Source organism: Aeromonas sp. sia0103 (assembly GCF_963895295.1).
Taxonomy (GTDB): domain Bacteria; phylum Pseudomonadota; class Gammaproteobacteria; order Enterobacterales; family Aeromonadaceae; genus Aeromonas; species Aeromonas encheleia.
In genome coordinates, this window is sequence record NZ_CAWQKG010000022.1 from 77,579 (window position 1) to 95,667 (window position 18,089).

Below are 18,089 nucleotides of genomic sequence, written 5' to 3' on the forward strand. Positions count from 1 at the left end.
ATCGCCCATTAATTGGGTTCGATCTGGATGTAGGCCTCATCGCGCAGCTCATCCAGCCAGGCCTGTGACTCTTCGGTGAAGCGGCGGTTGAAGATGAGTTGGTAGGCGCGCTGCTCCTGGGCCTTGCCGGTGGCGTCCTGGCTGCGACGCTCTTCCAGCTGCACTATGTGCCAGCCGTGGCTGGTACGGAAAGGTTCGCTCAGCTCACCCGGCTGGAGGCGGTTGACCATGTCGCGGAACTCCGGCACATAGACGTTGGGGTCGGACCAGCCGAGTTCCCCGCCTTGCACCGCAGAGCCCGGATCTTCGGAGTATTTCTCTGCCATGCTGGCGAAGCTGGCCTTGCCGCTCTTGATGTCGTGCAGTATGCCGTCCAGGGTGCTCTTGGCCTTCTCCTCACTCAGGATGATGGAGGGTTTGATCAGGATGTGGCGAGCGCGCACTTCGGAGATCATGACCTGCTGCTGACCCTTGGTGTCGAAGATCTTGATGATGTGCAGGCCGGCACCGGAGCGCAGCGGGCCGACGATGTCCCCCTTGCTGGCACCCTGTACCGCCTCGGCCATGAGCGTCGGCATCTCCTGCGGGCTCATCCAGCCCCAGTCACCCCCTTCCAGCGCCTTGGGACCGTTGCTCTCGGCGATGGCCAGTTTGCGGAAGTCGGCCCCCTCTTTCAGGGCGGCCAGGATGCGCTCAATCTTGCTCTTGGCGGCATTGAGCTGCTCGGCGTTCGGGTTGTCCGGCAGGGAGACCTGAATATGGCCGACATGGAACTCGGTCTGTTGCTGGCCCTGCTTGTGCAGTGCCTCGACCACCTGCTTCACCTCCTGCTCGGAGATGTTGATACGGCGGCGAACCTGGCTGCGACGCACCTCGTTCATCAGGATCTCGCGGCGCACCTCTTCCCGGTACTGGGCATAGGAGATCCCTTCCCGGGCCAGCTGGGCACGCAGCTGATCCAGATTCATCTTGTTGTCGGCGGCGATGCTCTGGATAGCCTGCTCCAGCTGGGTATCGCTGATCTTGAGGCCCTGGCGATCCGCCAGTTGCAGCTGCAGGCTCTCCTGGATCAGTCGATCCAGCGCCTGCTTGCGCAGGGTGGCGTCATCGGGCAGGGACTGGCCGCTCTCCTGAGCGGAAGCCTTCACCTTCTGCACCAGGGCTTCCTGCTGGCTGGCCAGCACCACGTCCTTGTTGACCACGGCAAGCACCTTGTCCACCAGCTCGGGGGCGGCGAGGGCACCCTGGCTCATGACTCCAAACAGGCCTGCCGTCAGCAGGGAAATCAACGTCTTCTTCATATCCATCTCTCAAGGCGTTTGCCAGACCGGTTATTGGTCTCGCAGGTTAAACGGACGAATGTAAGGTAGTGCTTCGGTGTCAAGGGAGGTGCCCTTGGAGCCGGTACCCACGCTACCCAATCCTTTCATTTCAAACTGAATACCCAGACTGCGCTCGGAGCTGGGCTTGTAACTGACGTTATCCGGATCGTTGACCCACTCCATGTTGAAGTTGATGCTCCAGCAGCAGGAGTCGTATTTCAGTCCCACCTTGCGATCCACTTTGACCCCTTGATCGAGTTCGTAATAGTAACCGCCATAGAGGCGCCACTGAGCGTTGAGCGGAGTGGTCAACAGCATGCCGATCTGGTTGAGGTCTGTGATCTCTTGGCCCTTGCTGTCCAGGTCGTAGTTGGCATCGCGGATGAAGCGATGGCTCAGCTGGCTGATCAGCTTATCGCGGCGGTACTCCAGCGCGCTGTTGGCCGAGCTGATACGATTTTGCTCCATATCATATTGTGCCCCGGCATGGGCAAACCACTGTTCATTGATCTTGGCATCCCCTTCGAATGACAGGGGGGAGCGGGTATTGATGCTGGCTTCGTCACTGGGATAGAGAGTGACCTTGGGGGCCACGAAGTCGAATGCTTGGGCAACGGCCAGCCGAATTCGTTCATCACCGGCCGGATCGTAGATGCGGGTGGTGAGACCGAGGGAGAGCCGGTTGGAGTCGCTGATGCGGTCGAGACCGGCGTAACGACGGTCACTGAACAGGCTGTAGTAGTCCTGGCGCATGGTGGTGGAGTCGTAAATACCTATGTTGTCCTGATCCTTGTAGGGGACATAGAGGTATTGGAACTCGGGCTCCAGGGTCTGGCTGGCGCTCTCGCCAAACCAATCCTGCTGGCGATCGAAGGTGAGGCCGCCCTTGAGACGAACTGAGGGTAGTACCCGGGTGACCTGCTCATCGAGTTCGGTCAACCCTCGGTCACGGTAGTAGGCGGTGAGTTTGCTGGCATCCGGTACTTCCTGATTGTAATGGGTATACATCAGCTTGTACTGGCTATCCAGATAGTAACCGGCAGCATTGATGAGCGGCACCGTCAGAGTGGGCGCAGTGTAGAGACGGGTACCTGTGTAGACCTCACCTATGGTGGATTCGTCGTTGTCATAGCCAAACTTGGTCAGTTCGGTGTTCCAGGCCAGATCGTACCAGTTGCCCTGCTGGTAATAGTTGTGGTCGATGCGCGGCAACATGGAGTGAGGCTGTTGAGCCCCCGCCAGCAGGATCTGATAGGTTCTAACCTCAGTTTTAAGGTTCCAGTTCTGCTGGAAGTAACCGGCCGTCAGGGATTGCTGCAACTGGTTGTCGACCTGAGTGCCCACGCTGGGATCGAAGTCGTTGAAGTAGTTGTAGTCATTGTCCCGCACCTTGGTGTAGTCCACCGACACCTGCAGGGCATTGTCGATGAACATGGAGGTGTGGCGGGCATTGATCAGATAGCGATGACCGTCGGACAGGTTGTCATGCAGACTGGCCGTCTCGTCGTACTGTTTGTCGTTGTCCAGATTCTCGAAATAGAGGCTGCCGACATGGGCCGGATCCGGCATGTAGCGGAACTCGACCTGGTTCATCAGGCCCCGTCTGTCCATGAAACGGGGGGTGATGGTAGCGTCGTAGTTGGGGGCTATGTTCCAGTAAAATGGCTGGGTGATCTCCATGCCATTGTCGGAACTCTGCTTGTAATAGGGGTAAAGCAGGCCGGTCTTGCGCTCATCCTTGATAGGGAAATTGATGTAAGGGGTGTAGAAGACCGGATAGTCATAGAGCCAGAGGGTTGCGTTATAGGCCTCCCCAAACACTTCGGTCTGATCGATATCGATGCTGCCCGCTTTCAGGGTCCAGGCCTCCTGGCCAGGTGGGCAGGTGGTGTACTGAGCCCCTTCCAGGGTGATGTTCTGGTTGTTGTTGGTCATGGTCACCTTGTCGGCGAAGCCGCGCACCGGTGAGCCGTGGACCTGATACTTGCCCTCTTCCAGCTCCGAATCCTTGGTATCCAGATTGGATTTGAGGGTCTTGTCGCTGGTGACCGTGATCTGACCATCGTTGTAATAGATGTTGCCGATGGCGATCACATCCCGGCTCTTCTGATCCAGCTGGGCATAGTCGGAATCGAATTTGCGCACGCCCTGGCGAACCTTGACATCACCCTCATAGACAGCGGTGCCACCTTGCTTGGCCTCCAGGCGATCGGCATCCACCTCGACCGGCAGGGCGTTGGCATCCTGATCCGCCTTAGGTTTCTCGATCTTGGGGACATAGTCATAGCAGAGGCTGTCTAGGATCCCGGTGGCCGGTGGCGCGTTGAGTGGCGCAGCCTGCACCATGATCGGACTCAGGGCAGGAACAAGGCTGATGCTCAGGGCGATGGGATAAGAAGATCCCAGTGTCCATTTTGTCATGTGAAAGGCTCGCGCAATCCGTGGTAAAAACGGTTGATTCAGGGCATGCATTTTATGTCAGGATCCATCGAGTTGACATTGCATGTCATTGCTTTATGTTAGCCGGCAATGATAAAGCATTATTGCGGCCAGGGCTAACAGCCAAGTGCTGCTTTCCAATTTGGTCCCCGACTCATGCATGATCGCAATTCCCTGTTACTGCAATGGGCGCGCCGGATATCCGGTGATGCCAACCTTCAATTGACCCTGATCTCCGGTGACGCCAGTTTTCGCCGCTACTTCCGTGGCGGCGGCCTGGTGTGGGTGGATGCTAATCCGAAAACCGAAAAAAATCATGAATTCGTCCGCAATGCCGCCGCCCTGCACGCCATGGAACTGTTGGCCCCCGAGGTCAGGGCGGTGGACTATGAGCAGGGCCTGCTGGCGGTGACGGACCTTGGCGATACTCAGCTCATCGGCTGCCTTGACGCGCACAGCGTGCAGGCCTGGTATGGCAAGGCCATAGCGCTGCTGCCCCGGCTCTGCGCGGTCGAGCTGGCGCTTGAGCCATTCGATACCGTCTTCATGGCCCGTGAAGATGCCATCTTCCCCGAGTGGTTGCTCGGTCAGCACCTGCAACTTGTCCTGAGCGAGGACGAGCAACAGCTGCTGGACGATACCTTCGCCTGCCTCACCGCCAACAACCTGGCCCAGCCCCAGGGGGTGATGCACCGGGACTTCCACAGCCGCAACCTGATGGTCTGCGGTGAGCCGACCCCGGCTGGCAGCACGCTTGCCATCATCGATTTTCAGGACATGGTCATAGGTCCCCTCAGCTATGATCTCGTCTCGCTGCTGAAGGATTGCTACGTGCGCTGGCCCGATGAAGTGATCGAGCAGGGCATGCGCCAGGGTTACGACGTTCTGAGTCAGGCCCGGCTGCTCGGCGGGCTCGATTATGCCAGCTTCCGTCGCCATGCCGATCTCACCGGCATGCAGCGCCACCTGAAGGCGGCGGGCATCTTCACCCGGCTCTATCATCGCGATGGCAAGTCAGGTTACCTCAAGGATATCCCCCGTACTCTGGGCTATGTGGTGGAGGTGTGCGAGCTGCACGGCGCCGACTATCCGGTGCTGGCCCGCTTCGGCGCCTGGTTGCGGCAGATAGTGCTGCCGGGCCTGGCCCAAGTGGCAGAAGCACGAGCCGCCGGGGAGCAGCCATGAAGGCGATGATCCTGGCCGCGGGCCGTGGCGAGCGCATGCGCCCGCTGACCGACGCGCTGCCCAAGCCGCTGCTGGCGGTGGGGGGCAAGCCGCTCATAGTGCACCATATCGAGAGGCTCAAGGCCGCTGGCGTGACAGAGTTGGTCATCAACCACGCCTGGCTCGGCTACAAGCTGGTGGAGGCGCTGGGGGACGGTAGCCGATTCGGGGTGAGCATCCAATGGTCGGCCGAAGCGAGTGCGCTGGAGACCGCCGGTGGCATAGTGCAGGCATTGGCGCTGCTCGGCCCCGAGCCTTTTCTGGTGATCAACGGCGATACCTGGCTCGATCTGGATTATCGCACCCTGGTCAACCAACCGCTGGGGGAGGATCTGGCTCACCTCTGGCTGGTACCTAATCCAACGCAACATCCTCAGGGCGATTTCTCCCTGCAAGCCGGCCGGGTGCTGGATACACCGGCGCTGACCTTCAGCGGCGTCGGGCTCTATCGGCCCGCCGCCTTTGCCGGACTGGCAACCGGGGCGCGCAAACTGGCGCCCCTGTTGCGCGACTGGATGGCGCAAGGCCGGGTCGGCGGTGCCCTGCTGGCCGGCGAATGGCGGGATATCGGTACCGTCGATCGGTTGCGCGAGCTGGATGAACAACTGCAAGTGCAAGGACGCACTCATTAACATCATGAGGTCTTGAACCATGCGTATTTGGGGTAAGGTGCTGGGCGCCTTCTTCGGTTTTCTGCTCGGCAACATCTTCGGTGCCCTGCTTGGCCTCTGGATTGGTCATCGCTTCGATCGGGGCATGGGTATCCAGGGGGCGTTTAGGCGTGCACCCAGCCAGCAACAGCAGGCGGTGTTCTTTCACGCCACCTTCGCCGTCATGGGTCACATCGCCAAGGCGAGCGGCCAGGTCACCGAGCATGAGATCCGGGTGGCGTCCAATCTGATGGACAGGATGCGGCTCTCCGGCGAGCAACGGGTGCGGGCACAGGAGTCGTTCCGTCAGGGCAAGGAGAGCGGCTTCCCGTTGCGGGAGACCCTGGCCGAGTTTCGCCGGGCCAGCCTCGGCCAGCGCGACATACTGCGTTTCTTCCTGGAGGTGCAGCTGCAGGCCGCCTTCGCCGATGGCAGGGTCGAGGCCGATGAGCGCGCCATACTGCAGACCATCGCCGATGAGCTCGGCTTCAGCCGCATCGAGCTGGGCCGCATCCTGGCCATGGCCGAGGCGCAGATGAACTTCTTCCACCGCCAGCAGCAGGGCGGCGGGCAGCAGCAATACCGGCAGGAGGCCCCCTCGGCGGATCGTCTCAAGGATTCTTATCAGCTGCTGGGGGTGAGCGAGAGCGACAGCGATCAGGACATCAAGCGCGCCTATCGCAAGGAGATGAGCAAGCACCACCCGGACAAGCTGGCCGCCAAGGGGCTGCCGCCGGAGATGATGGAGATGGCGAAGGAGAAGACCCAGGAGATCCAGCAGGCCTGGGAGTGGATCCGCGAGGCGCGCGGCATCCGCTAACCAGCCGGGTCATTGCGCGTCAGCCATAAAAAATGCCAGTCGAGAGACTGGCATTTTTGTTTGCGTCATCGGCGCTTAGTGGGCGTCGATCCAGACGAACTTCAGCACGAACAGCAAGGCGACCACCAGCACGCATGGGTTGATCTCGCGCCAGCGACCGGTACCCGCCTTCATCACGCAGTAGGAGATGAAGCCCACGGCGATCCCCTCGGTGATGGAGAAGCTGAACGGCATCATGACAGCGGTCATGAAGGCCGGCACCGCCTCGGTCAGGTCTTCCCACTTCACCTTGGTCAGCTCGGAGCACATCAGCACGCCCACGTAGATGAGGGCGCCAGCCGCGGCATAGGCCGGCACCATGGCGGCGATGGGGGAGAAGAAGATCGCCAGCAGGAACAGCACGCCTACGACTATAGCGGTCAGGCCGGTGCGACCACCGACGGCGACGCCCGAGCTGCTCTCGATATAGGCGGTGACGGAGGAGGTGCCCATGAAGGCACCACCCACCGAGCTGATACTGTCGACCACCAGCGCCTGCTTCATGCGCGGGAAGCGGCCCTGCTCATCGGCCAGCTTGGCGCGGGTGGTGACCCCGATCAGGGTGCCGGAGGAGTCGAACAGGTTGACCAGCATGAAGGAGAAGATGATCCCCGCGAGGCTGATGTCCAGCGAGCCCATCAGATCCAGCTGACCAAACACCGGGGTGATGCTCGGCGGCATGGAGACGAAGCCCTTGAAGGTCACGTCGCCAAACAGCCAGCCCAGGGTGGTGGTGACCACGATGGCGATCAGCACGGCGGAGTGCACGCCGCGGGCGGAGAAGATGCAGATCAGGAAGAAGCCGAGAAAGCCCAGCAGGCAGGGCAGGGAGGTGAGGTTGCCCACCGTCACCATGGTGGCCGGGCTCGCCACCACTATGCCGGCGTTGTGCAGACCGAGCAGGGCGATGAGCAGGCCGATACCGGCGGTGATGCCGACCCGCAGGGTGAGCGGAATGTTGGCGATCAGCCAGTAGCGCACCCGCAGCAGGGTGAGGATCAGCAGACCCAGCGCGCCCCAGAAGATGGTGCCCATGCCGACCTGCCAGGAGTAGCCCATGCCCGCCACCACCACGAAGGCGAAGAAGGCGTTGAGGCCCATGGCGGGGGCCAGGGCGATGGGCAGGTTGGCCAGCAGGCCCATCAGGATGCTGCCGATGCCGGCGATGAGGCAGGTGGTGACGAACACCGCCTGGGTATCCATGCCCGCGTTGGAGAGGATCTGCGGGTTGACGAATACGATGTAGACCATGGTCAGGAAGGTGGTGATGCCGGCGATGACCTCGGTGCGGGCCGTGGTGCCATGGCCTCGCAGGGCAAACAGGCGCTCAAGCAATCCTTGCCCGGCGGCCTGGCTGGCAGCTTGGTGTTGTTGATTCATGTTGGATTCCAATGGGTGACGTGAAATAAGCAGCAGGCGAACGGCCAATCCCATCCATGAGGGGTAAATGGCCCTGTTTCTGGCGACTGAGTGACCAGACTCGTCCTGATACCGTGACAGCGCGCACATTTTCACACAGGCGGCGCCGTTTACAAACCCCGGATCTGCGAGACGGATCAATGAATAGAGCAAAAATTCAAACGTTTGCTATTTGAGCGAAAAAAATGGAACTCGATAGAGGCCGTTTGCCATCGGGGGAAGGTTCAGAGCGTCTTGAAGTAGCGCTCGACCAGCTGGGCCAGCATGGCATCGCTGCGCTCCTGCAGAGCGGCCAGGGTCAGGCCCATGCGCTGCAGCAGCAGGCTGGCCTGCGCCTCGCTCAGCTTGCGCCCCTCGAAGAGGAACTCCTGCTCGGGCAACTGCTTGTCATGGCGCGGCAGCAGCACCCAGCTCAGTCGCTCGGGCTCGAGGGCGGCGAAGACCCGGCCGGCGGCGGTGCAGAAGGTATCTATGTGTGCCTTGCCATCCGGCCCGAGGCAGCCGGGTTCGATCCGGATCTGGATGGTGAGTCTCTTCGCGGTAGGGCTGGTCTGGGTCATCGGTTGGCATCGGTAGGGGGAAGCGGGGAGATTGTAAGCAAAAGGCAGCAAAAAGGGGAGCCTGGGCTCCCCTTGTCACGCGTTCTGATGCACTTGTATAGCTGGAGCTGTGCGGTTGGGCCACCTCGCTCCATCACAAGGCTCACTTACTTGGTGATGCGTTTGTACTTGGCTCGGTGTGGTTGCACCGCATCGGCACCATAGGTCTTCTTCTTCCACTCTTCGTATTCGGTGAAGTTGCCTTCGAAGAAGGCAATCTTGCCCTCGTCCTGGTAGTCCAGGATGTGGGTGGCGATACGATCGAGGAACCAGCGATCGTGAGAGATGACCATGGCACAGCCCGGGAACTCCAGCAGGGCGTTCTCCAGGGCGCGCAGGGTCTCGATGTCCAGATCGTTGGTCGGTTCATCCAGCAGCAGCACGTTGCCGCCGGTCTGCAGCAGCTTGGCCAGGTGCAGACGGCCACGTTCGCCACCGGACAGCTCGCCGACCCGCTTCTGTTGATCGGCGCCCTTGAAGTTGAAGCGGCCGATATAGGCGCGGCTCGGGAACTCGTAGCTGCCGATGCGCAGGATATCCTGACCGTCGGCCACTTCCTGGAACACCGTCTTCTTGTCGTCCATGCTGTCGCGGAACTGATCCACCGAGGCCAGCACCACGGTATCACCCAGGGTGATGGTGCCGGAGTCCGGCTGCTCCTGACCCGACATCATGCGGAACAGGGTGGACTTACCGGCCCCGTTCGGGCCGATGATGCCGACGATGGCTCCCTTCGGAATGGAGAAGGAGAGATCGTCGATCAGTTGCCGATCACCGTAGGACTTGCACAGGTTCGCCACGTCCACCACCTTGTCGCCGAGGCGGGGTCCGGGCGGAATGAACAGCTCGTTGGTCTCGTTGCGCTTCTGGTAGTCGTTGGTGTTGAGTTCCTCGAAGCGCGCCATACGAGCCTTGGATTTGGCCTGGCGGCCCTTCGGATTCTGACGAACCCACTCCAGCTCTTTCTCGATGGACTTGCGACGAGCCGCCTCTGAGCTGGCTTCCTGCGCCAGACGCGCATCTTTCTGCTCCAGCCAGGAGGAGTAGTTGCCTTCCCAGGGAATGCCCTCGCCGCGGTCCAGCTCCAGGATCCAGCCCGCCACGTTGTCGAGGAAGTAGCGATCGTGGGTGATGGCCACCACGGTGCCCTCGTAGTCGTGCAGGAAGCGCTCCAGCCAGGCTACGGATTCCGCATCCAGGTGGTTGGTCGGCTCGTCCAGCAGCAGCATGTCCGGCTTCTCCAGCAGCAGGCGGCACAGGGCCACGCGGCGGCGCTCACCACCTGAGAGGTGCTGGATCTTGGCGTCCCAGGCCGGCAGGCGCAGGGCATCGGCCGCGCGCTCCAGCTGGTTTTCCATGTTGTGACCGCCCTGGGCGGCGATGATGGCCTCCAGCTCGCCCTGTTCACGGGCCAGCTTGTCAAAGTCGGCATCCGGGTCGGCGTAGGCCGCATAGACCTCGTCCAGGCGAGCCATGGCGCGTTTGACGTCGCCGACCGCCTCTTCGACCGCTTCGCGGACGGTCTGCTCCGGATCCAGCTTGGGCTCCTGGGGCAGGTAGCCGATCTTGATGCCGGGTTGCGGACGGGCTTCCCCCTCGATCTCGGTGTCGATCCCCGCCATGATGCGCAGCAGTGTTGATTTTCCAGACCCATTCAGGCCCAATACGCCAATCTTGGCGCCCGGGAAGAAGGAGAGGGAGATGTTCTTGAGAATATGACGCTTGGGCGGCACGACCTTGCCGACCCTGTTCATGGTGTAAATAAATTGAGCCATTGGCTAATTCTCTTCCTTTTCAGCAGCTTAATGTCTTGGCATTAACAGACTGATGTCGTGGTGGGGCCTGGTCGGCGCAGGCCAACCCGGTTCCAAAAAACCTGTCGATTGTAAACCAATGGGAAGGGGGCGGCAAAGTGGCCAGCCGGTTGCCCCTCCCGGGCGGGAGAGCCCGGGGCAGGGGGAGGGGGAGTGCCACTGTGGCGGGTAGCTCGCTGGGAAAGGGGTCTGGAGCACCGGCTTAATTTTTCCTTAAGCCTAGGTCGATAGGATTCGGTCTGGACTGTGGAGTCTCTCTCCGGATGGGGCTGCCCGCGCCAACGAGAGTCATCAGCGTGGCGCTCGCGCCTCCTTGGGTTGCTTGTGTCCGGAGTAATAGAGCACCCGCTGCACATACTCCTGAGTCTCCTGATAAGGGGGGACGCCACCGTAGCGGACCACGGCCTGTTCACCGGCGTTGTAGGCGGCGCTGATCCTGACCCAGTCGGGGCCGAACTGTTTCTCCAGCCATTTCAGATAGATCATGGCGCCCCGGATGTTTTGCTCCGCATCGAACGGCCGGGTCACGCCGAAGCGTTGCTGGGTCTCGGGGATGAGTTGCATGACGCCCTGCGCCCGTTTGGGTGAGACGGCGAGGCTGTTCAGATTCGATTCGGCGATGGCGATGGCCAGTGCCAGCTGGGGATTGACCTTGTGGCGGTGAGCCGCCTGACGGATGAGAACCGCCAGCCGCTGTTTGGTGATGGACTGCCTGGCCAGGTAGCTATCCTGATCGAAGGGGGTCGAGGGGCGTATCCAGGGGGCACCCCCGCCGCCACCGACGCCGCAGGTGCCGAGCGGCGCATTACCCACCCGCTCGTTGTAATAGCGGGCGGCCTGCTGGTTGCCGAGGCGCATGGCCATGGCGAGGTAGGCATTGGCGTGGCGGGTGTTGCGGATGTCCTGTGGTCCGCGGGCCAACAGGCGGCCGATGCGAAAGTAGGCTTCCGGGTTGCCGAGGCTGGCGGCGGTGCAGTAATAGGCGATGGCCTGCCGCGGGTTGCTGCGTTCCATGGCGGCGCCCTGGCGCAAGGCGCCCATCGCCTTGGGGGCCTGGCGAAACGACTCGGCATGGGGTGCTGTCGTGGTCAGCAGCATCAGGAGTCCCCAACCCCAAGTGCAGAGTCTCTGCATGATGGATACCTCGTATTGGCATCCGGAAGATATAGGTCCGATATGGGGTGACCGCCAGCCAGGGGATGGAACATGTGGTTATGTGCTCAGTCATCAGAGATGAAAACGGTATGGAACTTTTAGCTAAGAGGAAAATACCTGATCGGGTTGTGCCATGACGGGCAGCTAGGCCGGCCCGATGGTGGAAATCATGTTGCTTTATTCGAGTTGATGGATTTATCAGTTCTGGGGTAATAAACTGCCATCATTGCCCTCTAACACCTTGTATTTACATGATGTTAACTAAGCTGTTGAGACAGTTTGCACAGTGCAGGCAACAGCATGGGTTGCATCCTTTGTCATAGTCGGGAAGCTCATATGGTTGATTCAATCGATGTATCTGTAGTGGTGCCCGCCAAGGATGAGCGGGACAATCTGGCTCCCCTCATCGGTGAGATTGATGCCGCTCTGGCAGGGAAATACGACTACGAACTGATCTACGTGGATGATGGCAGCGAGGACGACAGCTATGCCGTCCTGTGTGAGCTGAAGGCGCGCTTCCCCCGGTTGCGGGTGGTTCGCCATGGCAAGGCCGTCGGCCAGAGCATGGCGGTGCTCAGTGGCGTGCGCCATGGTCGCGGTGACTGGCTGGTGGTGCTCGACGGGGACGGCCAGAATGATCCGGCCGACATCCCCGCCATGCTGGAGGAGGCCAAGCGCCGTTTCGCGGCAGACAAGAACCAGGTGGGGCTCATTGGCCACAGGGTCAATCGCCGTGATGATTGGGTCAAGCGGCTCTCCTCCAGGCTGGCCAACGGTTTTCGCGATCTGCTGCTGCGTGACGGCATCCCGGATACCGGCTGCGGTCTCAAGGTGGTGCGACTCGAGTGGTATCTGCGTCTGCCCGGCTTCAACCACATGCACCGCTACATTCCGGCCCTGATCCAGGCCCAGGGGGGCCGCATGTCACCCTGGCCGGTCAACCACAGGCCGCGCCAGGCGGGCGTCTCCAAGTATGGGGTCTGGAACCGGCTCTGGGTCGGGCTGGTGGACGTGGTCGGCGTCTGGTGGCTGCAACGCCGCTCCAAGGTGGTCGAGGTAAGGGAGATCCTCGAGTGATGGCTACCTTGTTCTTCATGTCGTTGGGCTGGTGCAATGGGTCCAGACCGCATCTGGCCGTCATCAATCATCGTGTGCAAGGGTGGCTGATATGATCGATGCCCTGCTCTCGATGCCATTGGACTGGCTGGACTGGACCGGCCTGCATGTCACCGGCTGGAAGATCATCGGCTACACGGGGGCGCTGATGTTTGGCGGCCGCTGGCTGGTGCAGTTCGTCGCCTCCAAACGTGCCGGCCGACCCGTCATCCCCCGGATGTTCTGGTACATGAGCGTGCTCGGCAGTCTGATGACCCTGAGCTACTTCGTCTTCTCGCCCAAGCAGGACTCCGTCGGCGTGTTGCAGAATCTCTTCCCCACCTTCACCGCCCTCTACAGCCTCTATCTGGATATCCAGCACCGGGGCTGGAAGCGGGACAAGCTCGTCAACGACAATGAGATCCGCCATGGTAAATGACCGCTCACTGCTCAATCAGAGCTCCCTCGGCTGGCTGCTGCTGATCGCCCTGATCGTGCTGGGGGCCGGCCTCGGCCTGCGGGACCCCTGGCCCGCCGACGAGCCGCGCTTCGCGCTGATCGCCAAGGAGATGGTGGAGAGCGGCCAATGGCTCTTCCCCATGCGTGGCGGCGAGATCTACCCGGACAAGCCCCCCATGTTCATGTGGGGGATAGCGATAGGGTATTTACTGACCGGCTCCATCAAGGTGGCGTTTCTGCTGCCCTCCCTGCTGGCGGGTCTGTTGACCATACTGCTGGTGTGGGACATGGGCCGCCGTCTGTGGAATCCGGCGACGGGCTTCATGGCCGGGCTGCTGCTGCTGTTCACCGTCCAGTTCACCCTGCAGGCCAAGACGGCCCAGATCGATGCGCTGGTGACCTTCTTCATCACCCTCGGAGTCTACGGCTTCGTCCGCTTCCTGCTCTGTGACGGCGGCTGGCGCTGGTACTGGCTCGGCTGGTTTGCCGCCGGGCTCGGCATCATAACCAAGGGGGTGGGGCTGGTGGCCCTGCTAATCCTGCTCCCGGCAATCTGGACCCACAGGGAGAAGATCCGCGCCGCCTCCCGTGCCGACTGGCTGAAGGCACTAGCGGGGCCGCTGTTCATGCTGCTGGCCATCGGCCTGTGGCTGGTACCCATGCTGCTCGCCGTGGCCCAGAGCGGGGATCCCATACTGCAGGCCTATAGGGACAACATACTGCTGCGCCAGACGGTGACCCGCTACGCGAACGCCTGGCATCACGTCAAACCCTTCTGGTACTACCTCACCTCGGTGATCCCGCCGTTCTGGTTGCCGCTCTCCCTGTTGTTGCCCTGGCTGGTGCTGGAGTGGCGCAAGGCGGTGCAGGGGCAGGACAAGCGCATCATACTGCTGCTCGGCTACCTGGTGCTGGTGGTGCTGTTCTTCTCCCTGTCGCCAGGCAAGCGTGGTGTCTACGTCACGCCGGGCACCCCGGCGCTGGCGCTGCTGACCGCCCCCTTCATCGGCACTCTGCTGACCCGGGTCTGGCCGGGTCGCCTGTTGGGCGGGCTCGGCTGGCTGCTGGGGATAGTGGGGCTGGGTGGCGCGCTGGCACTGGCCTTCAGTGACAAGCTGGCGAGCAAGCTGGGCGAACTGGGGCCCGCCCCCTGGATCCCCCTGCTGGCGCTGGGGGTGGCACTGCTGTTGATCAACGCCCTGCTGCGGCGGGCGCCGCTCAGCGCCATCCTCTGCTCGCTGGCGGTGGGTTGGCTGATCTACTCCACCTGGATCTGCGTGCGGCTCAACGACATGCGCACGCCGCAAGGGGTGATGGCACTGGCGGCCCAGAAGGTGCCGGCGGGCGACGAGCTGCTGCTGGCCGGCTTCAAGGAGCAGCACCTGCTGTTCAGCCAACAGCCGCTGCGCCACTACTCCTATCAGATGCCGGATGGGGAGCAGGCCCGCGAGGCGGCGGCCTGGGTGGCGGCCGCTCCCGGACGCTGGATATTGGGGGCCGCCGATCTGATGGTGCTGTGCTTCGAGCCCAACAAGATGGAAAACCTCGGCAATCGCCATCGCACCGATTGGCTGCTGGCGGGCGCGGACGCCATCAAGCCGGCATGCCAGGGGTTGACCCCCAAGCTGGAACCGTTCAGCTATCCCTGAGGCCGGGACCCAGCAAGAGGGGCTGCCAGTGGCAGCCCCTCTTCATTTTCAGCCCGTTGATTCGCGGTCAGACCCCATAGTAGGCCTTGTACCAGTCGACGAAGCTGGCGACCCCCTCAGGCAGTGCCACGCGGGGCCTGTAGCCGGTGGCATCGAACAACGCCTCGGTGTCGGCCCAGGTCGCCAGCACATCCCCGGGCTGCATGGGCAGCAGGTTGCGGATGGCCCGCTTGCCGAGCGCCGCCTCGATGGCCTCCACGAAGTCGATGAGCCGCACCGGGCTGCCATTGCCGATGTTGAAGAGGCGGTAGGGGGCCGGGCTGGCGTCAGCCGCCCCCTGCCAGCTCGGGTCGCCCTGGGGAGGCCTGTCCGCGACCCGGATCACCCCCTCCACTATGTCGTCGATGTGGGTGAAGTCCCGGCTAAGCGCACCCTGGTTGTAGATGTCGATGGGCTCATCGCTCAGGATGGCGCGCACGAACTTGAACAGCGCCATGTCGGGCCGTCCCCAGGGGCCGTAGACGGTGAAGAAGCGCAGGCCAGTGGTGGGCAGGCCATAGAGGTGGGAGTAGGAGTGGGCCATCAACTCGTTGGCCTTCTTGCTCGCCGCATAGAGGGAGACGGGGTGATCCACCCCGTCCGAGGTCTTGAACGGCATCTGCTCGTTGAGGCCATAGACCGAGCTGGAGGAGGCGTAGACCAGGTGCTGCACCCCGTGATGGCGGCAGCCCTCGAGGATGGTGAGGGTGCCGTTCAGATTGCTGTCGGCATAGGCAAAGGGGTTGTCCAGCGAATAGCGCACCCCGGCCTGGGCCCCCAGATGGATCACCCGATCGAATCTCTCGTGGGCACTCTCGCGGGCAAACAGGGCCGCGATGGCAGCGCGATCGGCGAGATCGCACCGCTCGAAGCGAAAACCGGGCAGTGGCAGCAGCAGTGCCAGCCGTGCCTCCTTCAGGCTCACTTCGTAGTAGTCGTTGAGGTTGTCGATGCCGACCACCTGATGGCCGTCGCGACAGAGCCGCTGCGCCACATGGAAGCCGATGAAGCCGGCGGCGCCGGTGACCAGATACTTCATCGTGTCTGCTCCAGGCTGTCGCCCCGGCCGATGGCATAGTAGGTGAAGCCGCGCTGGCGCAGGCGGGCCGGATCATAGAGGTTGCGGCCGTCGATGATGACGGCCTGCTTCAGGGTACGCTGAACAAGCTCGAAGTCCGGGGCGCGGAACTGCTGCCACTCGGTGCAGATGAGCAGGGCGTCCGCCCCCTTGAGCGCCGCCTCCTGGGTGCCGCACAGGGTCAGATCGTCGCGCAGGCCATAGAGGTGCTGGGCCTCGGTCATGGCCTGGGGATCGAACGCCTGCACCTTGCCGCCGGCGGCCCAGATCGCCTCCATCAGCACCCGGCTCGGCGCCTCCCGCATGTCGTCGGTGTTGGGCTTGAAGGCCAGTCCCCAGAGGGCGAAGGTGCGCCCCGTCAGATCGGCGCCGAAGTGCTGCTGCAGGCGCTCGATGAGCTTGTGTTTCTGGCGATCGTTGACCCGCTCCACCGAGCGCAGCAGGGGCGCATCACAGCCGATCTCGCCCGCGGTGTGGATCAGCGCCTTGACGTCCTTGGGGAAGCAGGAGCCGCCGTAGCCGCAGCCGGGATAGATGAAGTGGTAGCCGATGCGCGGATCGGCACCTATGCCCTTGCGCACCGATTCGATGTCGGCCCCCAGCTTTTCCGCCAGATTGGCCATCTCGTTCATGAAGGAGATCTTGGTGGCCAGCATGGCGTTGGCGGCGTACTTGGTCAGCTCGGCGCTGTGCAGGTCCATGTGGATGATGCGATCCCGATTGCGGTTGAAGGGGGCGTAGAGCTCTTCGAGCAGGGAGAGGGCATGGGCCGAGTCGGTGCCTATGATAATGCGATCCGGCCGCAGGCAGTCAGCCACCGCGGCCCCCTCCTTGAGGAACTCCGGGTTGGAGACCACCTCGAGCGGGAAGTCGACGGCGCGCTCACGCAGTATGCCGGCGATATGCTGGCGCACCCGGCTGGCGGTGCCGACCGGCACAGTGCTCTTGTTGACCACCACCTTGCTGCCCTGCATCAGGCGGCCTATGGTGCCGGCCACCGCCAGCACGTGCTGCAGATCGGCCGAGCCGTCCTCATCCGGCGGGGTGCCAACAGCGATGAAGATAAGCTCGGCGAAGCCCACCCCCTCGGCCACATCCGTGGTGAAGTGCAGGCGGCCGGCCTGATGGTTGGCCTGCACCATGGGGGCGAGGGCCGGCTCGAAGATGGGAATGATGCCCTCTTTGAGGCGCTCGACTTTGGCCGCGTCCACATCCACACAGGTCACCAGGTGACCCATCTCGGCCAGCACGGCGGCCTGAACCAGCCCCACATAACCTATCCCGAATACGGCGACTCTCATCTGCTGTTGCTCCTTGATGCAGGCAGTTGCAAGGCATCCATTCTAGAACGATTCGGGGCGTCGGGCAGCGGCTTGTGTCTGGTTTTTCAGGCTGGAGTCAGGCTCGGGCAGGGGAGTGGGAGATTTTGGTGCAAGGGTTGTAACGCAGCGCTGACGCGCACCACTTTGGGGCGTCCGAGCCCGCTCTTGTGATCTGGCTCACTCAAAATGGACACTGTGGCCATAACGAAGCCCTGACCACTGGGCTCGCGCCCGCCAGACAGGGCCAGAAGACACTCTTTTCACTTCGCTATTGGACACCGGTTATGGATAACACCCCCCGCTCCGTGCATCCGCTCTATGAGGATGTGCTCGCCCTGCTGACCGCGGCAGGCTTCGTCTCACTCGGCATCTTCCTGTTTCACCAGGTCGGGCTGCTCACCGGCGGCACCGCCGGCCTGGCGCTGCTGCTGCAGCAGGTCACCGGCCTCAGCTTCGGCCTGCTGTTCTTCGGCATGAACCTGCCGTTCTATGCCCTGGCCTGGCTCAGGATGGGGCCACGCTTCACCCTCAATACCTTCGCCTCGGTGGCGGCGGTCTCCTTCATGACGGATCACCTCAACGCCGTGCTGCAGATCGGCAAGATTGACCCCGCCTACGCGGCGTTGATCGGGGGTACCCTGATCGGCATGGGGCTGCTCATCATGTTCCGCCACAAGTCGAGCCTGGGTGGCTTCAACATCCTGGCGCTGTTTATCCAGGACAAGTGCGGCATCCGGGCAGGCAAGCTGCAAATGGGGCTTGATTGCACCATAGTCATCGCCTCCTTCTTCGTGGTCTCCCCCTGGCTGCTGGGGCTCTCCGTGGTCGCGGCCATCATCTGTAACCTGGTGTTGACACTCAATCACAAGCCGGGCCGCTATCAGATCGCCTGATCAGGCACCAAGGCAGCGGCACTCCGGTGCTGGCGTGTAATGACAAGCCGGGTCGTCACCAGATCGCCAGAGC

The 18,089-nt window shown here is 62.2% G+C and carries 15 protein-coding genes; 7 read left to right on the top strand and 8 right to left on the bottom strand.

Annotation, left to right across the window (positions count from 1 at the left end; all coding sequences use genetic code 11):
- Positions 1 to 8 precede the first annotated feature (8 nt).
- Both surA and lptD read right to left on the bottom strand, forming a co-directional pair.
- Positions 9 to 1,301 carry a peptidylprolyl isomerase SurA gene (gene surA, locus AACW18_RS08810; protein WP_042654235.1) on the bottom strand — a complete coding sequence of 431 codons (1,293 nt, stop codon included), beginning with the start codon at positions 1,299 to 1,301 and terminating at the stop codon, positions 9 to 11.
- Between the two features lie 30 nt (positions 1,302 to 1,331).
- Complete coding sequence (gene lptD, locus AACW18_RS08815; protein WP_218388411.1) at positions 1,332 to 3,743, bottom strand: LPS assembly protein LptD; 2,412 nt, start codon at positions 3,741 to 3,743, stop codon at positions 1,332 to 1,334.
- 174 nt (positions 3,744 to 3,917) lie between these two features.
- Here lptD and AACW18_RS08820 point away from each other — a divergent pair, with 174 nt between their 5' ends.
- The 3 genes from AACW18_RS08820 to djlA are packed head-to-tail and all read left to right on the top strand — an operon-like array spanning position 3,918 to position 6,455.
- Entirely contained in the window at positions 3,918 to 4,946 is a 1,029-nt protein-coding gene (locus AACW18_RS08820) for an aminoglycoside phosphotransferase family protein (protein WP_218388412.1), read from the top strand.
- A complete protein-coding gene (gene murU, locus AACW18_RS08825) occupies positions 4,943 to 5,617 on the top strand; it encodes an N-acetylmuramate alpha-1-phosphate uridylyltransferase MurU (protein WP_218388413.1) in 675 nt (224 codons plus the stop codon). The genes AACW18_RS08820 and murU overlap by 4 nt, the downstream gene beginning before the upstream one ends.
- 19 nt (positions 5,618 to 5,636) lie before the next feature.
- Complete coding sequence (gene djlA / locus AACW18_RS08830; RefSeq protein ID WP_218388414.1) at positions 5,637 to 6,455, top strand: co-chaperone DjlA; 819 nt, start codon at positions 5,637 to 5,639, stop codon at positions 6,453 to 6,455.
- A 75-nt stretch (positions 6,456 to 6,530) separates the two neighbouring features.
- On the opposite strand, the gene AACW18_RS08835 is transcribed toward djlA, so the two are convergent.
- From AACW18_RS08835 to AACW18_RS08850, 4 genes are all read right to left on the bottom strand, one after another.
- The gene (locus tag AACW18_RS08835; protein ID WP_218329749.1) at positions 6,531 to 7,874 is read right to left on the bottom strand and encodes an NCS2 family permease; all 1,344 of its coding nucleotides are present in this window, start codon (positions 7,872 to 7,874) and stop codon (positions 6,531 to 6,533) included.
- Between the two features lie 263 nt (positions 7,875 to 8,137).
- Positions 8,138 to 8,473, bottom strand: coding sequence for a hypothetical protein (locus AACW18_RS08840; protein WP_218388415.1), 336 nt, complete (start codon positions 8,471 to 8,473; stop codon positions 8,138 to 8,140).
- 146 nt (positions 8,474 to 8,619) lie between these two features.
- Positions 8,620 to 10,287, bottom strand: coding sequence for an energy-dependent translational throttle protein EttA (ettA, locus tag AACW18_RS08845; RefSeq protein WP_218291754.1), 1,668 nt, complete (start codon positions 10,285 to 10,287; stop codon positions 8,620 to 8,622).
- A gap of 330 nt (positions 10,288 to 10,617) precedes the next feature.
- Positions 10,618 to 11,424, bottom strand: a complete 807-nt coding sequence (locus AACW18_RS08850; protein ID WP_218388416.1) for a lytic transglycosylase domain-containing protein — start codon at positions 11,422 to 11,424, stop codon at positions 10,618 to 10,620.
- A gap of 393 nt (positions 11,425 to 11,817) precedes the next feature.
- On the opposite strand from AACW18_RS08850, the gene AACW18_RS08855 reads away from it, so the two are divergent.
- The 3 genes from AACW18_RS08855 to AACW18_RS08865 all read left to right on the top strand — a co-directional run bounded on the left by AACW18_RS08855 (position 11,818) and on the right by AACW18_RS08865 (position 14,684).
- A complete protein-coding gene (locus tag AACW18_RS08855) occupies positions 11,818 to 12,558 on the top strand; it encodes a glycosyltransferase (protein WP_218388417.1) in 741 nt (246 codons plus the stop codon).
- Positions 12,559 to 12,649: 91 nt separating this feature from the next.
- Positions 12,650 to 13,015 (top strand): lipid-A-disaccharide synthase N-terminal domain-containing protein, encoded by a 366-nt coding sequence (locus tag AACW18_RS08860; protein ID WP_042654225.1) that lies wholly within the window; start codon positions 12,650 to 12,652, stop codon positions 13,013 to 13,015.
- Entirely contained in the window at positions 13,005 to 14,684 is a 1,680-nt protein-coding gene (locus AACW18_RS08865; RefSeq protein ID WP_252994957.1) for an ArnT family glycosyltransferase, read from the top strand. The genes AACW18_RS08860 and AACW18_RS08865 overlap by 11 nt, the downstream gene beginning before the upstream one ends.
- A gap of 67 nt (positions 14,685 to 14,751) precedes the next feature.
- Here AACW18_RS08865 and AACW18_RS08870 read toward each other — a convergent pair whose 3' ends face one another.
- Together AACW18_RS08870 and AACW18_RS08875 are read right to left on the bottom strand one after the other, a co-directional pair.
- A complete protein-coding gene (locus AACW18_RS08870; protein ID WP_218388419.1) occupies positions 14,752 to 15,762 on the bottom strand; it encodes an NAD-dependent epimerase in 1,011 nt (336 codons plus the stop codon).
- Positions 15,759 to 17,102, bottom strand: a complete 1,344-nt coding sequence (locus tag AACW18_RS08875; protein ID WP_218388420.1) for a UDP-glucose dehydrogenase family protein — start codon at positions 17,100 to 17,102, stop codon at positions 15,759 to 15,761. The genes AACW18_RS08870 and AACW18_RS08875 overlap by 4 nt, the downstream gene beginning before the upstream one ends.
- 305 nt (positions 17,103 to 17,407) lie before the next feature.
- Here AACW18_RS08875 and AACW18_RS08880 point away from each other — a divergent pair, with 305 nt between their 5' ends.
- Entirely contained in the window at positions 17,408 to 18,016 is a 609-nt protein-coding gene (locus tag AACW18_RS08880) for a YitT family protein (protein ID WP_042654221.1), read from the top strand.
- The last annotated feature ends 73 nt before the right edge of the window (positions 18,017 to 18,089 follow it).